This is a genomic window from Streptomyces sp. NPDC006925, from assembly GCF_042869575.1.
Lineage (GTDB): Bacteria > Actinomycetota > Actinomycetes > Streptomycetales > Streptomycetaceae > Streptomyces.
Genome location: NZ_JBIAGB010000017.1, coordinates 144893 through 160467, shown reverse-complemented (window position 1 = coordinate 160467; position 15575 = coordinate 144893). Strand labels below are relative to the sequence as shown.

The window sequence follows — 15575 nt, the reverse complement described above, 5'->3', positions numbered from 1 at the left end:
ACGAGGGTGAGTCGTACGTGACGTGGGCCCTATGGGCGGCCTCACAACCCCCACCCCGCCACCCCCCATCCCCGCACCCCCAGTGATCACCCCCATGCACACCGCCACGAGCCGAGAAGCCACCGGGAGCGGCGGCGTCACCGTGACGGGGGTCCGCGTCCCGTCAGCAGAAGGGGAGGTCGCGACGGCGGTCGTCCGGCAGGACGCCGAGCGCCGCCCGTGTGTCCCGTACCGAGACGGCGATACGGGCGAACCGGGTCTGCCCCCGCGTCTCGACGACCACGACCGGCTTCCAGGGGTGGACCGCGACGAAATCCTGCCCGTCCGCATGCCGCCAGACCCCGAGATGCGCGAGCCCGGGCAGGTGGCTGGTCCGCTTCGCCCGGCCCCGCAGCGGGCGCCACCAGGCCGAGGCGCCGCCGACCCGCGTCACCGCGGACAGCGGTACCCGTATCTCCCGGTGGCCTGTGGCGACCCTCTGCCACCAGCTCGGCCGGATGACCAGGTCGTCCTTGTCGATCAGCAGCCGTGCCATGGCCTCGGCTCCGTCCGTCCGTTCCCGCCGACCTGCCGGTCGGCTCGAGGGCCCACCCGCCTGTCGACCGATGCCGGTGCGCGGGACGGTTCCGGCGGTTGTGGACCGCGGGCCGTCTGCGCGTCCTTTTCCGCTCACTCCAGGCTGGGCTCCGCGCTCCGCTTCCGCACGGCGGGGAGTCCCGCAGATCGATCCGGTGCTCCCCGGGCCCGCGCGGGCGCCTCTTCCGGTTTGCGGTGATGCGCGCGCCCCGCATCCGAAGCCGAGCGCGGGAGGGGTGAGAACTGCCGGGAATCCAAGCTGTGATCGGTCTACCCGCGGGTAGTGGTGCGGCATACGCTGTCCGGCCATGGTGGACACACGGATGCGGCACGGCAGGGCCGCGCTCGCCTTCAGCTTCTTCGCGCAGGGCGTCGCGTTCGCACTGCTGGTGACGCGCATCCCCGCTGTGCAGGACCGGTACGGCATATCGAACGCCCTGCTCCCGGCGTTCCTCGCGGCTGTTCCCGTGCTCGCCGGGGCGGGGAGTGTGGGTGCGGAGCAACTCGTCAAGCGTGTACGGCCCGGCCTGGTGCTCCGGTGGTCGCAGCCGGTGGTGTTGCTGGCGCTGCTGGGTGTCGCGGCGGGAGACGCCGTGCTGCACCTGGCGGTGGCGCTCGCGGTCTTCGGGGTCGGGGTGGGGGCGCTGGACGCCTCGATGAACATGCTCGGGGTGAGCCTCCAGCACCGCTACGGTCGCAGCATCATGCTGGGCTTCCACGCCGCGTACAGCCTGGGCGGGATCGTGGGTGCGACGCTGGCCTGGGTGGGTGCGCACGGGCAGTTGCCGCTCCTCGGCTCGTACCTGCCCGTCGTCGCCGTGCTGCTGCCCGCCGCCCTGCTGGGCAGCCGTTGGTACCTGGACGCCGGTCGCGGTCCGGAGCCGCAGGAGGGCCCCGGCGCTGCCGGGGTGGGGCAGCCGGTGGCCGCTTTCCGGCTGCTGCTGCCGCTCTGCCTGGTCATGACCTTCGCCTACATAGGGGACTCCACGGTCTCCAACTGGAGCGCGAAGTATCTCCAGGATGTGCTGGGCAGCTCGGAGCAGCTCGCCACCGTCCCCTACAACGTCTACATGGCGACGACGCTCATCGGCCGCTCTCTCGGCGACCTGGGCGTACGACGATTCGGGGCCGCGGCCGTGGTCCGCTCGGGAGCGCTGCTGGCCGCGCTCGGGTTCGGCACGGTGGCGGCGGCCTCGGGTCCGGGAACGGGCATGCTCGGTTTCACCCTGCTCGGGCTCGGGCTGTGTGTGCTCGTCCCGCAGACCTTCGCGGCTGCGGGACGGCTCTTCCCGGAGGCCTCGGACTCCGCCGTCGCCCGCCTCAACATCTTCAACTACGTCGGGTTTCTCATCGGTTCGCCCCTGGTGGGAGCCCTCGGCGATGTCTGGAACTACCGCGGGGCCATGCTGGTGCCGATGGCGCTGGTGCTGGTCACCGTCGTATATGCCACCTCCTTCACTCCGCGGCGGACCGCCACCGCCTGAGCACGGGCTCGGTACGGCGGGCGCGGGCGGGCTGCACCGTGTGTCCTGCGGGTGCGTGGCTCGTAGACGGGCGGGGGCGTGCACAGGCTGCGCGGCTTTCGCAGCGTTCGGGCGCTGTGGTTGCGCACCGCCTTGAGCGCACCGCGTGGGTCCGGGGCACTCGTGGAGTGAGTGGCGTCGCGCCTTCTGCACGCTCAGAGATTCGATCTGATTCGATCAGAAACAGGACTCAAATGACCCTCTCTCGCCGAAGTGTGCTCAACTTCGGGGCGGTCTTGGCATGTTCCCCGGGAAAATGCCGGAACCCGCGCTGCTCCGCCCTGCACATGCGTAGTGTGAGCCTCACTGTCCGTGGCCGGGCGGTTTCGGTAGTGATGCGGTGTGCCGGGGAGGGGAGTGCAGGGTGCCCGGAATCGACGAGTGCCTCCTGGAGGCGATGCGGTTGCCCGGCGCCCGCTGCGCGGCCGTGGTGGACTGGATCAGCGGACTGGCGCTCGGCGTCGCCGGGGAGCCGCCCGGCGGGGACCACGAGGCGGCCGCCTGCGAGACAGCCGAACTGGCCAGAATGGTGGCCGAGTACCGCTCCCTCGGCCCGCTCTCCGCGCTCGGCGTCCCGGGCGCCCCCGCGACGGCGACCCCCGGTGCGCCTCCGCAGGCTCCTCAGGCAGGCTCTCCCGGTGGTGGCACCGGCCCGGGGCCCGGCGGCCCGGACGCCGCCTCCGGACATCCGTCCCCTCCTGTCCCTCCCGGCGCCCCGGACGTCTCCGATCCCGCGCTGCACCGCGGCGCAACGGCCCCGGCCGTCGAGGACATCATCGCGACGAACAGCGACAGTTACCACCTGCTGCGGTTCGTGACCGGTGCCCTGGACGGCACGCTCTTCCTCCACCTGTGGCTCGCCCGGGACGAGGGCAATCTCGCGCTGGCGCGGATACGGCTGGCGGAGATCGCAGGCCGGATGGTGCTCTGATGGGAGTGGCCCCCACGCCGGAGCCCCGGTCGCGCTCCGGTCCCGAACCCGCGGGGAGCGAGGGGGCAGGGCGGAACCATCCGCCGCAGGACCTGCCGCGCCCGTTACCGGCCCCTGCGACGCCGCACGATCCGGCCGGGCACCCGCCCGCGACGCGCAGCGCCCCGGTGCCGCACGGCACCGCGTGTCCGGGTGCCGCATACGCGGGCACCGCGCCGGTCCGTAATCCCCCGACGCGCACCCCCTCGACGCTGCACCGACTCGCAGCCGAGCGCGCCACCGGCGCATTCACCCGCGCAGGGGGCACCCTCTTCCTCGTCGACGGCCATATCGTGCACGCGGAGAGCTCGGCGGCCACGGGGCTGGAGGTCCTGCTGAACCAGGGCTGCGCCCTCTCCCGCGCGTGCTGGGAAGCGGCGATGACCCAGGCGGGGCAGGACGGCGGCGGGACGCGGCACCTGGTGGCCTCCGGCCGTGTCACCGCCGGAGTACTGGAACTGTGCCGGGGCGTCGCACTGTACGACGCGGCCTTCTTCATCCTCGCGCCCGGTGGCGGGCCCGGCAGGTTCCGGCGCGGGGTCCGCCACTGGCTCGGAGCCTGCGGGGGCGTCGTGCCGCTGGTGGTGGAGCGCGAGACCGTGCGCCGACTGGCCTTCCTGGACCGCATCTGGCCCGACGCGCGCCTGGACGTCCTGCCGCCTGTGCCGACCGGCGCCGCCGCCCCGCCTGCGCACCCGGCCGATCCGGTGGTGCGCACCGGTGCGGTGTCGCAGGGTGCGCAACCGCACCCGACCGGGCGGCAGGTGCGGTCCGCTGCGGTGCCCGGACGGAGCAGCCGGCTGCGGGCCGTACCGGACCGGCAGCTTCGGATCCTGGAACTGGCCGACGGTATCCGCACCCCGACGGACATCGCCCGCGCACTCGGGCGGCCCGCCTTCCACACACTCGTGGAGCTGCGCCGGTTGGCCGCAGCCGGCCTGGTGGCCCCGAGGCCGCACGACCGCCCGGTGGCGGGTGTGCCGGACCGGTGTCCGCACCCGGGAGGCGGATTCCCGGGCGCGGACACCGGTGTCACCGCCGGTGGGGCGCCTCCTGCCGGACCTCCGGGGCCGGTGTTCGCGGAGCCGGACATCGCTCTGCTCCGCCGGCTCCGGGACGCGCTGGAGGCATTGTGATCAAGGGATTCCGGCAGCGGGCCGAGAGGAGAATGCTCATGGCGGCGGAGCAGGGCGTGGGCGAGGAACTGCGCGGGCTGCGGGCCAGAGTTCCGCAGGTCGCCGGTGCGTTGGCGGCGACCGTGGACGGCTTCGTCCTGGCCGAGGACATGGCGCCGGCCCGGACGGGGGAGCGCCCGGAGGCGGAGCCGCTCGCCGCGCTCACCGCCGCCGCGCTCGGCCTGGCCTTCCGGATGAACGAGGCCACGGCGCGCGGCGCCTTCCGCGAACTGCTGATCCACGGAGAGCTCGGGTATGTCGCCACGTACGCGGCGGGGTCGTCCGCGGTGCTGACGCTGCTCGCGGACGACCGGATCAATGTCGGCCGACTGCATCTGGAGGGGCGTCGTACGGCCGCGCGGATCGGCGAGCTCGTGGTCGCCGTCCAGGGCCCGGCGGCTCCGCATCCGGCCGGGGACAGCCCGCCGCCCGAGCACCGGCCTCCGCTGGAACGCCGCCGTCTGCCGCTGGAGCGCCGCCGCCGGAACGCCCCGGCCCCGGAGTGACGACCACCGCACAACACGCACCACACGACCCACCGGACCGCCCGCACGGCTCACACCGTACGCAGCACACCGGGCCGATCAACGCACCGACGAAAGGACAACAGGACACCATGTCGAACACCGATGCTTCCCTCAAGGAAGCGATGAGCAGCATCGACGGCACGATCGGGGTGGCCCTGGTCGACTACACCAGCGGTATGGCCCTGGGCACCCTCGGCGGGGGCAAGGAGTTCGACCTCGAGGTCGCCGCCGCCGGGAACACGGATGTCGTGCGGTCCAAACTGCGCACGATGGAGCACCTGGGCATCAAGGACGAGATCGAGGACATCCTGATCACCCTCAGCAAGCAGTACCACCTGATCCGCCTGCTGCGGGCCAAGAGCGGCAACGGGCTCTTCCTCTACATAGCGCTGGACGCAGGCAAGGCCAACCTGGCCATGGCACGGCACCAGTTGCGGCGGATCGAGGCGAACCTGGAGGTCTGACCCGCCCGGTTCGCGGGCCGGGCCGGGCCGGAGCGCGCCCGCCGATCCGCCGGACTGACCGGGTCGCACCGGCCCGGGCCAGGCGCAGCGAAGCCGGCAGACGGTGTGCCCGCCTGCCGGCTCCCGCACCGGGGCCCGTATGCCGGAAGAGGCGCACCGCTGCACCGGACGCGCCCGGTGGCTGCGGCCGGAGTCCGGGCACGCGCTCAGCTGTTGGGATCGAAGGGGATGCCGTCCGGCTTCGCCTCGGCCAGGTGGCCGGCGAAGGTGTCGTCCCGGATGCCGAGTGTGGCGCTGCCGAAGTCGGCTCCGGTCAGAGTGTCCCGCAGTCCCTCGGGATAGCCGTCCCAGCCGACCAGGGTGGGGTACTGCCAGGCCCCCTTGTGGTTCTCGGGCGGCTCGTCGCCGCCGTCGCTCTTTGCCGCGCGGAAGCAGTGGGTGCTGATGCCGTCCTTGTGGTAGACGACCTCGGGGTGGCTGCCCTCGAAGGGCAGGGCGTCCCGGCCGTGGACGGTGAATCCGCCGTGGTTGGAGGTCGAGACGTACTCGGCCCGGTCGTCGTGCACCCAGACCACGACGTGTTCCCAGTCGTGCCGGTGCCCGGCACTGCCGCCGCCCAGAGCCGCCTGGTCCTTCTCGAAGTAGGAGGCGTAGACCACCGCACACCAGCCGTTGTTGCACTTGGAACGGGAGTATCCGTTGGTGTTCTCCAGATCCGGCTCGTCACGGCAGTTGCCGTTGACGTCGCCGCCTATCCTCAGGCCAGGCGCCAGGGTGCCGTCGGGGCCGATCGCGGGGGTCGCGTAGCAGCCGTCGGTGTCGTAGTCGTAGGCGGGCTGGAACGTCCTCTCCAGCGCGGTCGCGTTCAGCGGCAGCGCCTGCGGCGGATCGGCCAGAGCCGTACCCGGCAGCCCGACGACCAGGGCGAAAGCTCCGGCCACGACGCCCGCGGCTCTGCGCTTCCCTCCCGCTGCCCGGCGCTGCCGGGGGGCGGGGATGCGGGGAACGCCGTTCGTCGTCTTCATGCGCGCACTCCGAAGTGGGGGGTGGGTTGGCGCGGTTCACGGTTCACGCTGCCGTGCGGCGCCGCGCCTGCCAAGAGGGCAGGCGTGCACTCCCCGGGCCTGCACGCCGGGCCGAACCGCCGCGGCACGGGGGCGAGCAACCGGCCGCGGTCCGTTCCCCGGCCCGGGCCCGCACCTGCCGAAAGTGCAGGCCCGGCACCGGCTTTCGCCGGTGCCGGGCGCGGTGGCCGGTTCCTAGGCTGCCGGACATGATCCGTACACACCGCGCGGCGGCCGCTTTGCTGGCCGCCGCTCTGCTCGCCCCCGCGACCACGGCCTGCGCCTCCGCCGAAGGGGCCCCGGCGGGTGGCGCGCACACCGGCCGGGCGTCCGCCGCCGCGGCCTCGGACCACGCCGACCGGCTGTCCGTCCCCCGGCCCACGGGCCGTTGGGCGGTCGGACGCGACACGCTTCAGCTCACCGACGACAAGCGCCGCGACCCCTGGGTACCGTCCGCGGGCCCCCGCCGGCTGATGGCCTCGGTCTTCTATCCGGCCCGGCGCGGCGGCCGCGGTGAGACTGCGCCTTACCTGTCGGTGGAGGAGGCGGAGCTACTGCTGAAAGGGCTGAAGCTCGATGCGTCCTTCCCGGCGGACAGGCTCGCCTCGGTGCGCACGAACGCCCGCACCGGGGTCCGGCCGGCCCCGGGGAGGCATCCATTGGTCGTGCTCTCGCCGGGATTCTCGCTGCACCGCGCGACGCTCACCACGCTCGCCGAGGAACTCGCCTCCCACGGCTATGTCGTCGCCCTTCTCGACCACGCCTACGAATCCTTCGGCACGACCTTCACCGGCCCGGCCGGTCGGCGCACGCTCACCTGTGTCGCCTGCGGGACCGTCGAGGACGCGCCGACCGACGCGGGCGAGAAGAAACGGCTGGCCCGGGCCGCCCGCGACCGGGCAGCCGACATCTCGTTCGCCGTCGACAGGCTGACCGGCGCCGGGAAGGGCGCGAGGAGCGGCGCCGGGCGCGAGTCCGCCCACTGGGCGGCGCTGATAGACACTCGCCGCATCGGCGCCGCCGGTCACTCGCTGGGCGGCAACGCGGCAGCGGTGGCAGCGGGCACCGACCGCCGGATCCGGGCCGCCGCGAACCTGGACGGCACTTTCTTCGCTCCCGTGCCGCGGACCGGACTGGGCCGGCCGACGCTGATGCTCGGCACCCAAAAGGACCACACCCCGCACGCGACCGACACGACGTGGCCGCGGACCTGGCAGCGCCTGCACGGCTGGAAGCGCTGGCTGACGGTGACCGGTTCCGGGCACTTCACCTTCGTCGACCTGCCGATCCTGGGCGGTCAGGCCGGGGTCGCCGACCCCGAGGCGCCGCTGTCCGGAAGGCGCTCCGGGGAGATCACCACCCGCTATGTGACGGCCTTCTTCGACCGGCAGTTGCGAGGACTGCCGCGGCCGCTGCTGGACGGTCCCACGCGGGAGAACCCGGAGGTGGACTTCCACACGCCGTAGCCCGCCGGACGATCGCCGGCGGGCGCGTGCGGTCCGCCCGGTTCCCCGGGCGGGCTACCGGTTCCACGGGTGGGCTACCTGGGTTCAGGCGGCTTCCCGACCGCCCGGGCTCGCTCCTCCGGTCCGGTGTGCGGCCGGCCCGGCCGGGAGCGCCGCCGGCTGTGCGAGCCGGCGGCGCAGTCCGCGGGTGGGGCGTACCCGGTCCACGCGCAGCGTCAGCGGATCGCCCGCCACCGGTTTGGCGTATCGGGGCATGAGGCTCCGGCGCCAGCGTGCCGCGCCGGCCGGCAGGACAGGTTGCCGCAGGGGACGGGTGTGCTGCCAGTTGGCCGCGGCGATCCGCAGCGCGGCCGCCCACCGGCCGGAGGACAGCACGTCCAGGGGCAGTTCCACCGAGAAGCGGCCGTCGTCCTCGATCACCAGGGGGAAGTCGGCGGCGCCGCTGCGGGAGGCCAGCTGGACGAGGACGGTGCCGGCCGGAGGCGCGACGAGGTTGGTGGTGCCGTGCAGGCGCAGGACCCGACCGCACCAGACGGGGGCTTCCACATCGAGGCGCAGTTCCCTGCTCAGCCGTGCCGCGGGGACGTGCTCCAGGCGCAGGGTGAGGTTGCCGTGGGAGGTGGAGTACAGCCTGACGGTCCGGATGCCGCCCGCACCGTCGTCGGCCAGGTACGTGAACGGGCAGCGTCCGGCCTCCTGATCGCGTCGGCTGCCCAGCCGGACCGTCCTGACCAGCCCGTTCACGGTCAGACTCAGATACAGGTCCCAACAGCCGTCGGCCGGCGGGACGTCGTCGCCCGGCCCGCCGAGGAGATCCAGGTCGGCCTCGAAGAACTCGCCCGCCAGACGGGTCCGCGCGTAGCGTCGCCACGGCTCGTCCCGGTGCTGCAGGAAGACCTCGACCGCCTGCCGGTCGGCGGGCCCGGCCTGCTCCAGGCGTGCGCGTCCGGTCAGCCGCAGCCGGGTGCCGGTGCAGGAGAAGCGGGAGACGCGGTGGCTGAGCGTGAGGCGGTCCGTCACGTCGAAGCTCGCGGCCGGGCCTCCGGCACGGTGTTCTCCGCGCGGTGGGTAGTGTGCCAGCGCCGTTCCCCGGGAGATGCGGACGCTGAACGGCATGTGCGCGTCGGCGGACAGGGTGTGGGTGAGCAGTTCCCCGAGATGCCCGTGCCGGGCCAGATGGCAGCGCAGGCGCTGGACGGGAGCCAGCCGGTGCCAGAAGGAGTCGTCCTCGTGCCGGGTGAGAAGCCGCTGCACACGGGTGAACTCGCGCTGCTGGACGGCCGGGTCCGCCTCCTGGCCGAGGAAGCGGAAGACGTCGCGGAGCTCGACGGCGAAGTGCCGCTCCAGCAGGGCGTCGCGCTGCTGTCCGGGCGGAAGTTCGGCGCGCAGCAGCTCGCAGACGCGGTGCAGCGCATCGAGGACCGGCTCGGTGCTGCCCGTGGCGGTCAGATGCCGGCCGTCCGGGCGCCGGACCAGGTAGTAGCAGTCGTAGTCGGCGACCACCGAGATGCGGCGGGCCCGCAAGTAGGCGAGTGCGGTGAAGGGTTGGTCCTCGCCGATCCGCAGACCGGTGTCGAAGCGCAACTGCAGCCGGTCGAGCAGTTCTTTGCGGAAGAGTTTCTGCGCGGAAAGCGCCCAGTAGACGCGGGAGGTGAACAGGTCGGCATCGGCCTGGTTCGCGCGGAACATGGAGCGCGGCACCCGGCGTCCCCCCGAGGCCATTCGGCCGAGTACGACATCGGATTCGTTCACCTCGGCCGCCGTCGTGAGCCGTTGGAGGGCTTCGGGGGCCAGATAGTCGTCGGCATCGAGAAAGAAGACGTACCGTCCGCTCGCGAGGTCCAGGCCGAGATTGCGCGGACCCGAGGGGCTCCCGGAGTTCTCCTGGTGGATCACCCGCAGGAGGTGCGGATGTTGTGCGGCCAGCCGGTCCACAATGGCGGAGGTGCCGTCGGTCGAGCCGTCGTCCACGACAATCATCTCGGTGGCGCCGGGCTCGAATGACTGGTGTGCGACCGATTCGACACAGCGCTCGATACAGGGCAGTGCATTGTAAGCGGGCGTTATCACGCTCACAAGATTTCTGTTCTCGCTCATGGCTCGACGGTGGCCATTCGGGCGTACCCGCGCCAGAGGGAAGCGGCGTTCGGGTGAATGCGGCCCGCGCCGCGGCGGGGAGCGAGACGGAGGGTGCGCGTTCCGGTGCGCACGGCGACGGGGGCGGGGGAGAGCGCTCCGCCGCGGCCGCCGGGCGTGGCGCCGAGACGGCGACTGCCCGCCACCGCGAGGGTGGCGGGCAGTCGCCGCGTGCGTGCTTCGGCTCAGTAGGGGCCGTTCACGTTGTCGATCGAGCCGTAGCGGTTGGCTGCGTAGTTGCAGGCCGCGACGATGTTGGCGACCGGGTCCCGCTGGTCGTAGGCGGTGCCCTCGACGTGGAAGGAGTCGAAGGTCGGCTTGATCACCTGGAGCAGACCGATGGAGGGCGTGCCGTTCTGGGCGTTGATGTCCCAGTTGTTGATGGCATTGGGGTCGCCACCGGACTCCCGGATGATGTTGCGGTGGATGCCGTCGTAGCTGCCGGGGATGCCGTGCTGCTTCATGATGGCCAGCGCCTCGTTGATCCAGCCGTCCAGGTTGGTGGACTGGGTCTTGTGCACGCCGCCGGTGCGCTCGGCCGAGCTGCGGTCGGCGCGCTCGGGCGTGGCGTCGCTCTTCTCGGCGGGCTTCGAGGCCGTGTCCAGCGTCAGCTTCTGACCCGGCAGGATCAGGTCCGGGTCGCCGCCGACGGTCTTCTTGTTGGCCTCGTAGAGGGTGTTCCAGCCGCCCTCGATGTCGTGGTCCAGGGCGATCCGGTACAGGGTGTCGCCGCCGACGACGGTGTAGGAGCTGGGCTCCTGCTCGGTCTTCACCTGCTCGGCGGCGCCGGACCGTGCGGACTGCGCCTGCTCCTGCACCTGCGCCGGGGCGGCGTGCGCGCTGCCCGCGGCCAGCAGGGGAGCGGCGATGCCCGCGCCGCCGGCGGCGAGGGCGAGCGAGAGCCGGAGGCGGCGGGCGCGGAACGGATTACGGGCGTGAAGGCCACGAGACATGGGGGTGTCCTCTCCTAGCGCCTGCGAGGTCAGCTGTCGGATTCGGGCTGGAGTTGCCCGGCCATATCCGCTGTGCCGGGGCACAGCGGCCATGACTTCACCCCTAGCCGGGCCGCGAAGTGCGGCACGGCACGTAAGTGGGTCCCCCGCTCCTGCCGCGCGGTACTGGTGCGAATTTCCTAGCCGGGCGGCAGGATTCGGCGCCCCGGCAGCGGAACTCCGGCCGTTCACGGAGGCCGGAGCGAGGACACAGAAACACAATGGATTGCCCGGATCAAGGCGCACGATTCATGCACCGAGCAGCCGCCGAAAATGATCTAGCAATTCTTCAACGCTATGCTGTGGATCATTTTCTGTGTGTAAAAAGACGAACCCGCCGGTGTTTCGAAGAGCTTTTATGGAAAGGCTTCCTGACGGGGAGGCAGAGGATCTTGCTGATTTCTGGGTCCGGCCGGTGTGTTTCCCGACACAGCGTACGACCGAGAAGGGCAAGTCCTGTATATCCGGACATTGTCGGTGAATACCGCAGAATGTGGCCGGTTGCCGGATCCTGTGCGGCGGCTGAGGTGTCGCACGGAGGAATTCTACTAAGCGCGATCGTACATCCCCCGGCGCGAGGGTGTGGTGCAGCCCTGGTCCGAAACGGTCGGATGCGCGGTCGGGCGGCGGTGCCCGGCCGCGCACACCGGGGCCCCGCGGCGTCGCGGCGGTGTCAGTCCCGGCGGTCGAGCGGGACCCCGAACCAGCGGACGGCGATGGGCCGGGTGCCCGGTCCGGCTTCGGTGCGGTCGCGCCGGAAGCGTTGCAGCAGCTCCAGGTAGGCGTCGTGGAACTCCCGCAGTTCCTCCTGTGTGAGGTGGAGGGTGCTGCGGGAGCCGGACACCCACTCGTCTTCCTCGGCCGGACGGTCCGCCTGGCGCCGGACCAGTTCGATGTCCTCCTGCAGATGCGCCCGGTCCAGCTCCTCGACCACGGCGCGCTCCGCTGCCGGCAGGCCCGATCGGGAGGGGCGCCGCACCTCCGCGCCGCGCACCCCGCGCCACCAGCGCTCGCGTCCGTTCGCGGAGTGCTCGGGGTCGTCCTCGATGAGACCGGCCCGCGCCAGTTGGCGCAGGTGGTAGCTGAGGGTCCCGGTGTTCTGGTCGAGGGCCGAGGCGAGTGCGGTGGCGGTCGCCGGGCCCGCGGCGGCCAGCCTGCGCAGGATCTTCAGGCGCAGCGGATGCGCCAGCGCTTTCAGGGTCGCGGGGTCGCTGACGGTGTGCCGCTCCTGGTGAGCGGCGGTGCGGTCCTGGGGTGGGGGCTCGGTCATGCCCCGAGCCTATCGCAGAGAAATCTCTGCAGAACTTCCTCTGCAGAGATTTCTCTGCAATGCTCGCGGCGGATACCGGAGCACCTGCACCGGCCTCGCCGCCCGGCGTGCCCGGCGCGCACTCGCGCGCCGCTTCCGCGCCGACCACTTCGCACACGACAGGACAGACACATGGCCGATGAAGCCGTCCGCATGCGGCACGTCACCCGCCGCTACGGCACCGGTGCCGGAGCCGTCACCGCGCTCGACGACGTCACCCTCGACTTCGGCCACGGGACGTTCACCGCCGTCATGGGCCCCTCGGGATCCGGGAAGTCGACTCTGCTGCAGTGTGCCTCCGGGCTGGACCGCCCCACCTCCGGGTCGGTCGCGGTGGGCGGGACCGAGCTGACCGGGCTCGACGAGACCCGGCTGACGCTCCTGCGCCGCGACCGCATCGGATTCGTCTTCCAGGCGTTCAACCTGCTGCCGTCCCTGACGGCCGAGCAGAACGTGGGCCTGCCGCTGCGCCTGGCGGGTCGCCGCCCACCACCCGCCCGCGTCGCGGAGGCGCTGCGGCAGGTCGGACTCGGGTCGCGGGCCCGGCACCGCCCCGCGGAGCTGTCCGGCGGCCAGCAACAGCGGGTCGCCCTGGCCCGCGCGCTGATCACCCGTCCCCAGGTGCTCTTCGGTGACGAGCCCACCGGTGCGCTGGACTCGGTGACCAGCCGCGAGGTCCTCACCCTGCTGCGCGACATGGTCCACCAGGAGGGGCGGACCACCGTGATGGTCACCCACGACCCGGTCGCCGCCGGCTACGCGGACCGCGTGGTCTTCCTCGTCGACGGGCGCCTCGACGGGGAACTGCACGGCGCGTCCTCGCCGCGGATCGCCGCGCACATGGCGAAGCTGGAGGCCCTCCCGTGCTGAGGATCGCCCTCGCCACTCTGCGCACCCGCTGGACCGGCTTCGCCGGCAGCTTCGTTGCGCTCGCTCTCGGAGCGGGACTGCTGGCCGTCATGGGGCTCGCGCTGGCCTCGTCGCTGCACGCGCCGGAACGGAAGCCCGAACGGTTCGCCGCGGCGCCCGTCCTCGTCAAGGGCGCGGACACCCTCCGCGTCGCCACTCCGGCCGGCGACCGGGTCCGAAAGCTGGCCCGGCCCCGCGCCGTGCCCGACGAGGTGAAGGCCCGGCTGAGGAAGCTGGGGAGGGTCGTGGAGGACCGCGCCTTCGGCGTCCGGGTCCGCGGCGGCCCCCAGGACCTGGTCGGCCACCCCTGGTCCACCGCCGCGTTCGCGCCCTATCGCCTCACGGAGGGCCGAGCGCCCCGGGCCGGTGACGAGGTGGCCGTCAGCGACGGCTGGTCTGCGGACGGCGGGCCGGTGGGGCCGGGGGAGCGCCTGCGCACCGCGCGCGGGACCGTGCGCGTCGTCGGAGTCGTCGGCGGGCGGGGTTTCGAGGACGCTGTCTTCTACACCGACCGGCGCGCCGCGCAGCTCTCGCCGGACAGCCGCCAACTGGTGGTCGACACCGACGACGCGGCAGCCGTGCGGGCGGTGGTGCGCGACGGCGGCGCCGGCGCGCACGTCCTGACCGGCGACGCCCGCAGACTCGCGGACGCCGACCCCGACCGGGACAGCGAGGCCCTGACCGCGATGAACGCCATGTTCGGCACCGCCGGCGGCGTCTCCGCCTTCGTCTCGGTGTTCGTGGTAGCCGCCACCTTCGCGTTCGCGGTGGCCCAGCGGCGCCGCGAGTTCGGCCTGCTGCGGATGGCCGGCGCCACCCCGGCCCAGGTGCGCCGCACCGTCCTGTTCGAGGCCCTCGTCGTCGGTGGCCTCGCCTCCGCGACCGGCTGCCTGCTGGGCGCGCAGGGGGCGCCGGAGCTGGCCGCATGGGCGGTCGACCAGGAACTGGCGCCGCGCTGGTTCCGGATCGGCGACCAGCTCTGGCCCTACCACCTGGCCTTCTGGACCGGGCTGCTGGTGGCCCTGGCCGGTGCGGTGGCGGCCTCCTGGCGGGCCGGGCGCACCGCTCCCGCCGAGGCACTGCGGGAATCCGCCGCGGACAGCCGCGCCCTGCCGATGCTCCGCCGCCTGTGCGCCGGTGCCCTGCTGCTCGCGGCGGCGGTCACCCTGGTCGTGTCGCTGGCGACGGATCCGAGTGACCTGCTGCACCGCAAGACGTACGTCACCCGCCCGATGCTGCTGATCAGCGGGGTGGCGCTGCTGGCTCCGCTGCTGGTCGGCCCGATGGTGCGGCTGATCGGCTGGCTTCCGGCCCGGCTTCCGGGCGCGGCGGGGATGTTGCTGCGGCAGAACGCCCTCACCGGGCGCGGCCGCACCGCCGCGGTCGCCGCACCCGTGCTGATCACCGTGGCCCTGACCGGTTCCCTCCTGGGCGCCACCGCGACGCTGAGCGGCGCCGAGGCCACCGAGATGCGCACCGGCACCGCCGCCGACTTCGTCCTCACGCCCACAGGGCCGGAGGGCTTCGAGGAGGCGACGCTGCGGCGGCTGCGGCAGCTCCCCGGTGCCGAGTTCTCCGCGACCTCCTCCAGCGCCGTCTACACGCTGGAGGACGGGGTCGCGCTGATCGAGTCGCCCGCCCGTGCCGGGGACCCCGCCCGGCTCCGGGCCACCACCCGCCCGCCGCTCGTCGCCGGGAGCCTGGCCGACCTCGACGACGACTCGATCGTGGTCAACGAGGAGTGGGAGCAGCACACCGTGGGCCGGCGCGTGGAGGTCTGGCTCGGGGACGGCACCAGGAAGTCGCTGCGGATCGCCGCGGTCATGGCCGTGGGGACCGGCGGCAACGGCGTCTACGTCACCCCGCGCAACGCACCTCGGGCGCCCGTCGACCGGGTGGATGTGCGGCTGCGGGAGGGAGCCGACGCCGCCGCGGTGTCCGCTGCGCTGCGGGAGGCCGTGCCCGGTCGGGACGGCCGGGTCCGCACCAAGGAGGAGTGGATACGCGACCAACGGCCCGAGGCGGCGCGTACGACGCGCGCGGGTCTGTTCCTCGTCCTGGGCATCGCGCTGCTCTACACGGGGATCGCGCTGGCCAACATCATGGTCATGTCGACCGCGGAGCGGGTGCGCGAACTGGCCCTGCTGCGGTTGACCGGCGCCACCAGGCGGCAGGTGCTGGGTACGGTCGCCGCCGAGGCCCTGCTGGTGGTCGCGGTCGGCGGCCTGCTGGGCACCGCCGTCGCCGGACTCCACCTCGCCGGTATGTGGTGCGCCCTGGGCCTGCTCTCGGTGTGGACGCCCCTCCAGGTCCCCTGGGCGGCGCTCGGCGTGGTGCTGGCCGCCTGCGCCGTCATCGCGGTGCTCTGCGCCGTGGTCCCCGCCGCGCTGTCACTGCGCCGTCGGGCCGTCGAACTCGCGGGCGTCCGGGAATAGCGCCGGCGTCCGGCCGGGCGGGAGCTGTG

Annotated in this window: 13 protein-coding genes and 1 riboswitch; of the genes, 8 read left to right on the top strand and 5 right to left on the bottom strand. The window is 73.0% G+C overall.

All coding sequences use genetic code 11. The annotated features are described in order from the left end of the window. Window positions 1-163 precede the first annotated feature (163 nt). Entirely contained in the window at window positions 164-535 is a 372-nt protein-coding gene (locus tag ACFYNS_RS22500; protein ID WP_360291042.1) for a hypothetical protein, read from the bottom strand. A 349-nt stretch (window positions 536-884) separates the two neighbouring features. On the opposite strand from ACFYNS_RS22500, the gene ACFYNS_RS22495 reads away from it, so the two are divergent. From ACFYNS_RS22495 to ACFYNS_RS22475, 5 genes are all read left to right on the top strand, one after another. Next, on the top strand, window positions 885-2060 hold the full coding sequence (locus tag ACFYNS_RS22495; RefSeq protein WP_388604733.1) for an MFS transporter: 1176 nt from the start codon (window positions 885-887) through the stop codon (window positions 2058-2060). Between the two features lie 403 nt (window positions 2061-2463). After that, entirely contained in the window at window positions 2464-3030 is a 567-nt protein-coding gene (locus tag ACFYNS_RS22490) for a hypothetical protein (protein WP_388604732.1), read from the top strand. A gap of 167 nt (window positions 3031-3197) precedes the next feature. Further along, window positions 3198-4205: a transcriptional regulator gene (locus tag ACFYNS_RS22485; protein WP_388604730.1), complete on the top strand. Its 1008-nt coding sequence runs from the start codon at window positions 3198-3200 to the stop codon at window positions 4203-4205. Between the two features lie 38 nt (window positions 4206-4243). Further along, window positions 4244-4750, top strand: a complete 507-nt coding sequence (locus tag ACFYNS_RS22480; RefSeq protein ID WP_360291047.1) for a roadblock/LC7 domain-containing protein — start codon at window positions 4244-4246, stop codon at window positions 4748-4750. A 110-nt stretch (window positions 4751-4860) separates the two neighbouring features. Further along, entirely contained in the window at window positions 4861-5235 is a 375-nt protein-coding gene (locus ACFYNS_RS22475) for a hypothetical protein (RefSeq protein WP_276476525.1), read from the top strand. A 206-nt stretch (window positions 5236-5441) separates the two neighbouring features. On the opposite strand, the gene ACFYNS_RS22470 is transcribed toward ACFYNS_RS22475, so the two are convergent. Further along, window positions 5442-6260, bottom strand: coding sequence for an NPP1 family protein (locus ACFYNS_RS22470; protein ID WP_388604728.1), 819 nt, complete (start codon window positions 6258-6260; stop codon window positions 5442-5444). Window positions 6261-6508: 248 nt separating this feature from the next. Between ACFYNS_RS22470 and ACFYNS_RS22465 the strand changes: the two genes are divergently transcribed. Continuing rightward, window positions 6509-7765, top strand: a complete 1257-nt coding sequence (locus ACFYNS_RS22465) for an alpha/beta hydrolase family protein (protein WP_388604727.1) — start codon at window positions 6509-6511, stop codon at window positions 7763-7765. Between the two features lie 84 nt (window positions 7766-7849). Here ACFYNS_RS22465 and ACFYNS_RS22460 read toward each other — a convergent pair whose 3' ends face one another. The 3 genes from ACFYNS_RS22460 to ACFYNS_RS22450 form a co-directional block, all read right to left on the bottom strand. Beyond that, window positions 7850-9862 (bottom strand): glycosyltransferase family A protein, encoded by a 2013-nt coding sequence (locus ACFYNS_RS22460; protein WP_360291057.1) that lies wholly within the window; start codon window positions 9860-9862, stop codon window positions 7850-7852. A 224-nt stretch (window positions 9863-10086) separates the two neighbouring features. Then, window positions 10087-10854, bottom strand: a complete 768-nt coding sequence (locus ACFYNS_RS22455; RefSeq protein ID WP_360291060.1) for a LysM peptidoglycan-binding domain-containing protein — start codon at window positions 10852-10854, stop codon at window positions 10087-10089. A gap of 4 nt (window positions 10855-10858) precedes the next feature. Beyond that, a riboswitch (cyclic di-AMP (ydaO/yuaA leader) is annotated at window positions 10859-11035 on the bottom strand. A gap of 531 nt (window positions 11036-11566) precedes the next feature. Beyond that, entirely contained in the window at window positions 11567-12163 is a 597-nt protein-coding gene (locus ACFYNS_RS22450; protein ID WP_360291063.1) for a helix-turn-helix domain-containing protein, read from the bottom strand. Between the two features lie 171 nt (window positions 12164-12334). Here ACFYNS_RS22450 and ACFYNS_RS22445 point away from each other — a divergent pair, with 171 nt between their 5' ends. After that, window positions 12335-13072, top strand: a complete 738-nt coding sequence (locus ACFYNS_RS22445) for an ABC transporter ATP-binding protein (RefSeq protein ID WP_360291066.1) — start codon at window positions 12335-12337, stop codon at window positions 13070-13072. Then, a complete protein-coding gene (locus ACFYNS_RS22440; protein ID WP_388604724.1) occupies window positions 13066-15546 on the top strand; it encodes an FtsX-like permease family protein in 2481 nt (826 codons plus the stop codon). The genes ACFYNS_RS22445 and ACFYNS_RS22440 overlap by 7 nt, the downstream gene beginning before the upstream one ends. The last annotated feature ends 29 nt before the right edge of the window (window positions 15547-15575 follow it).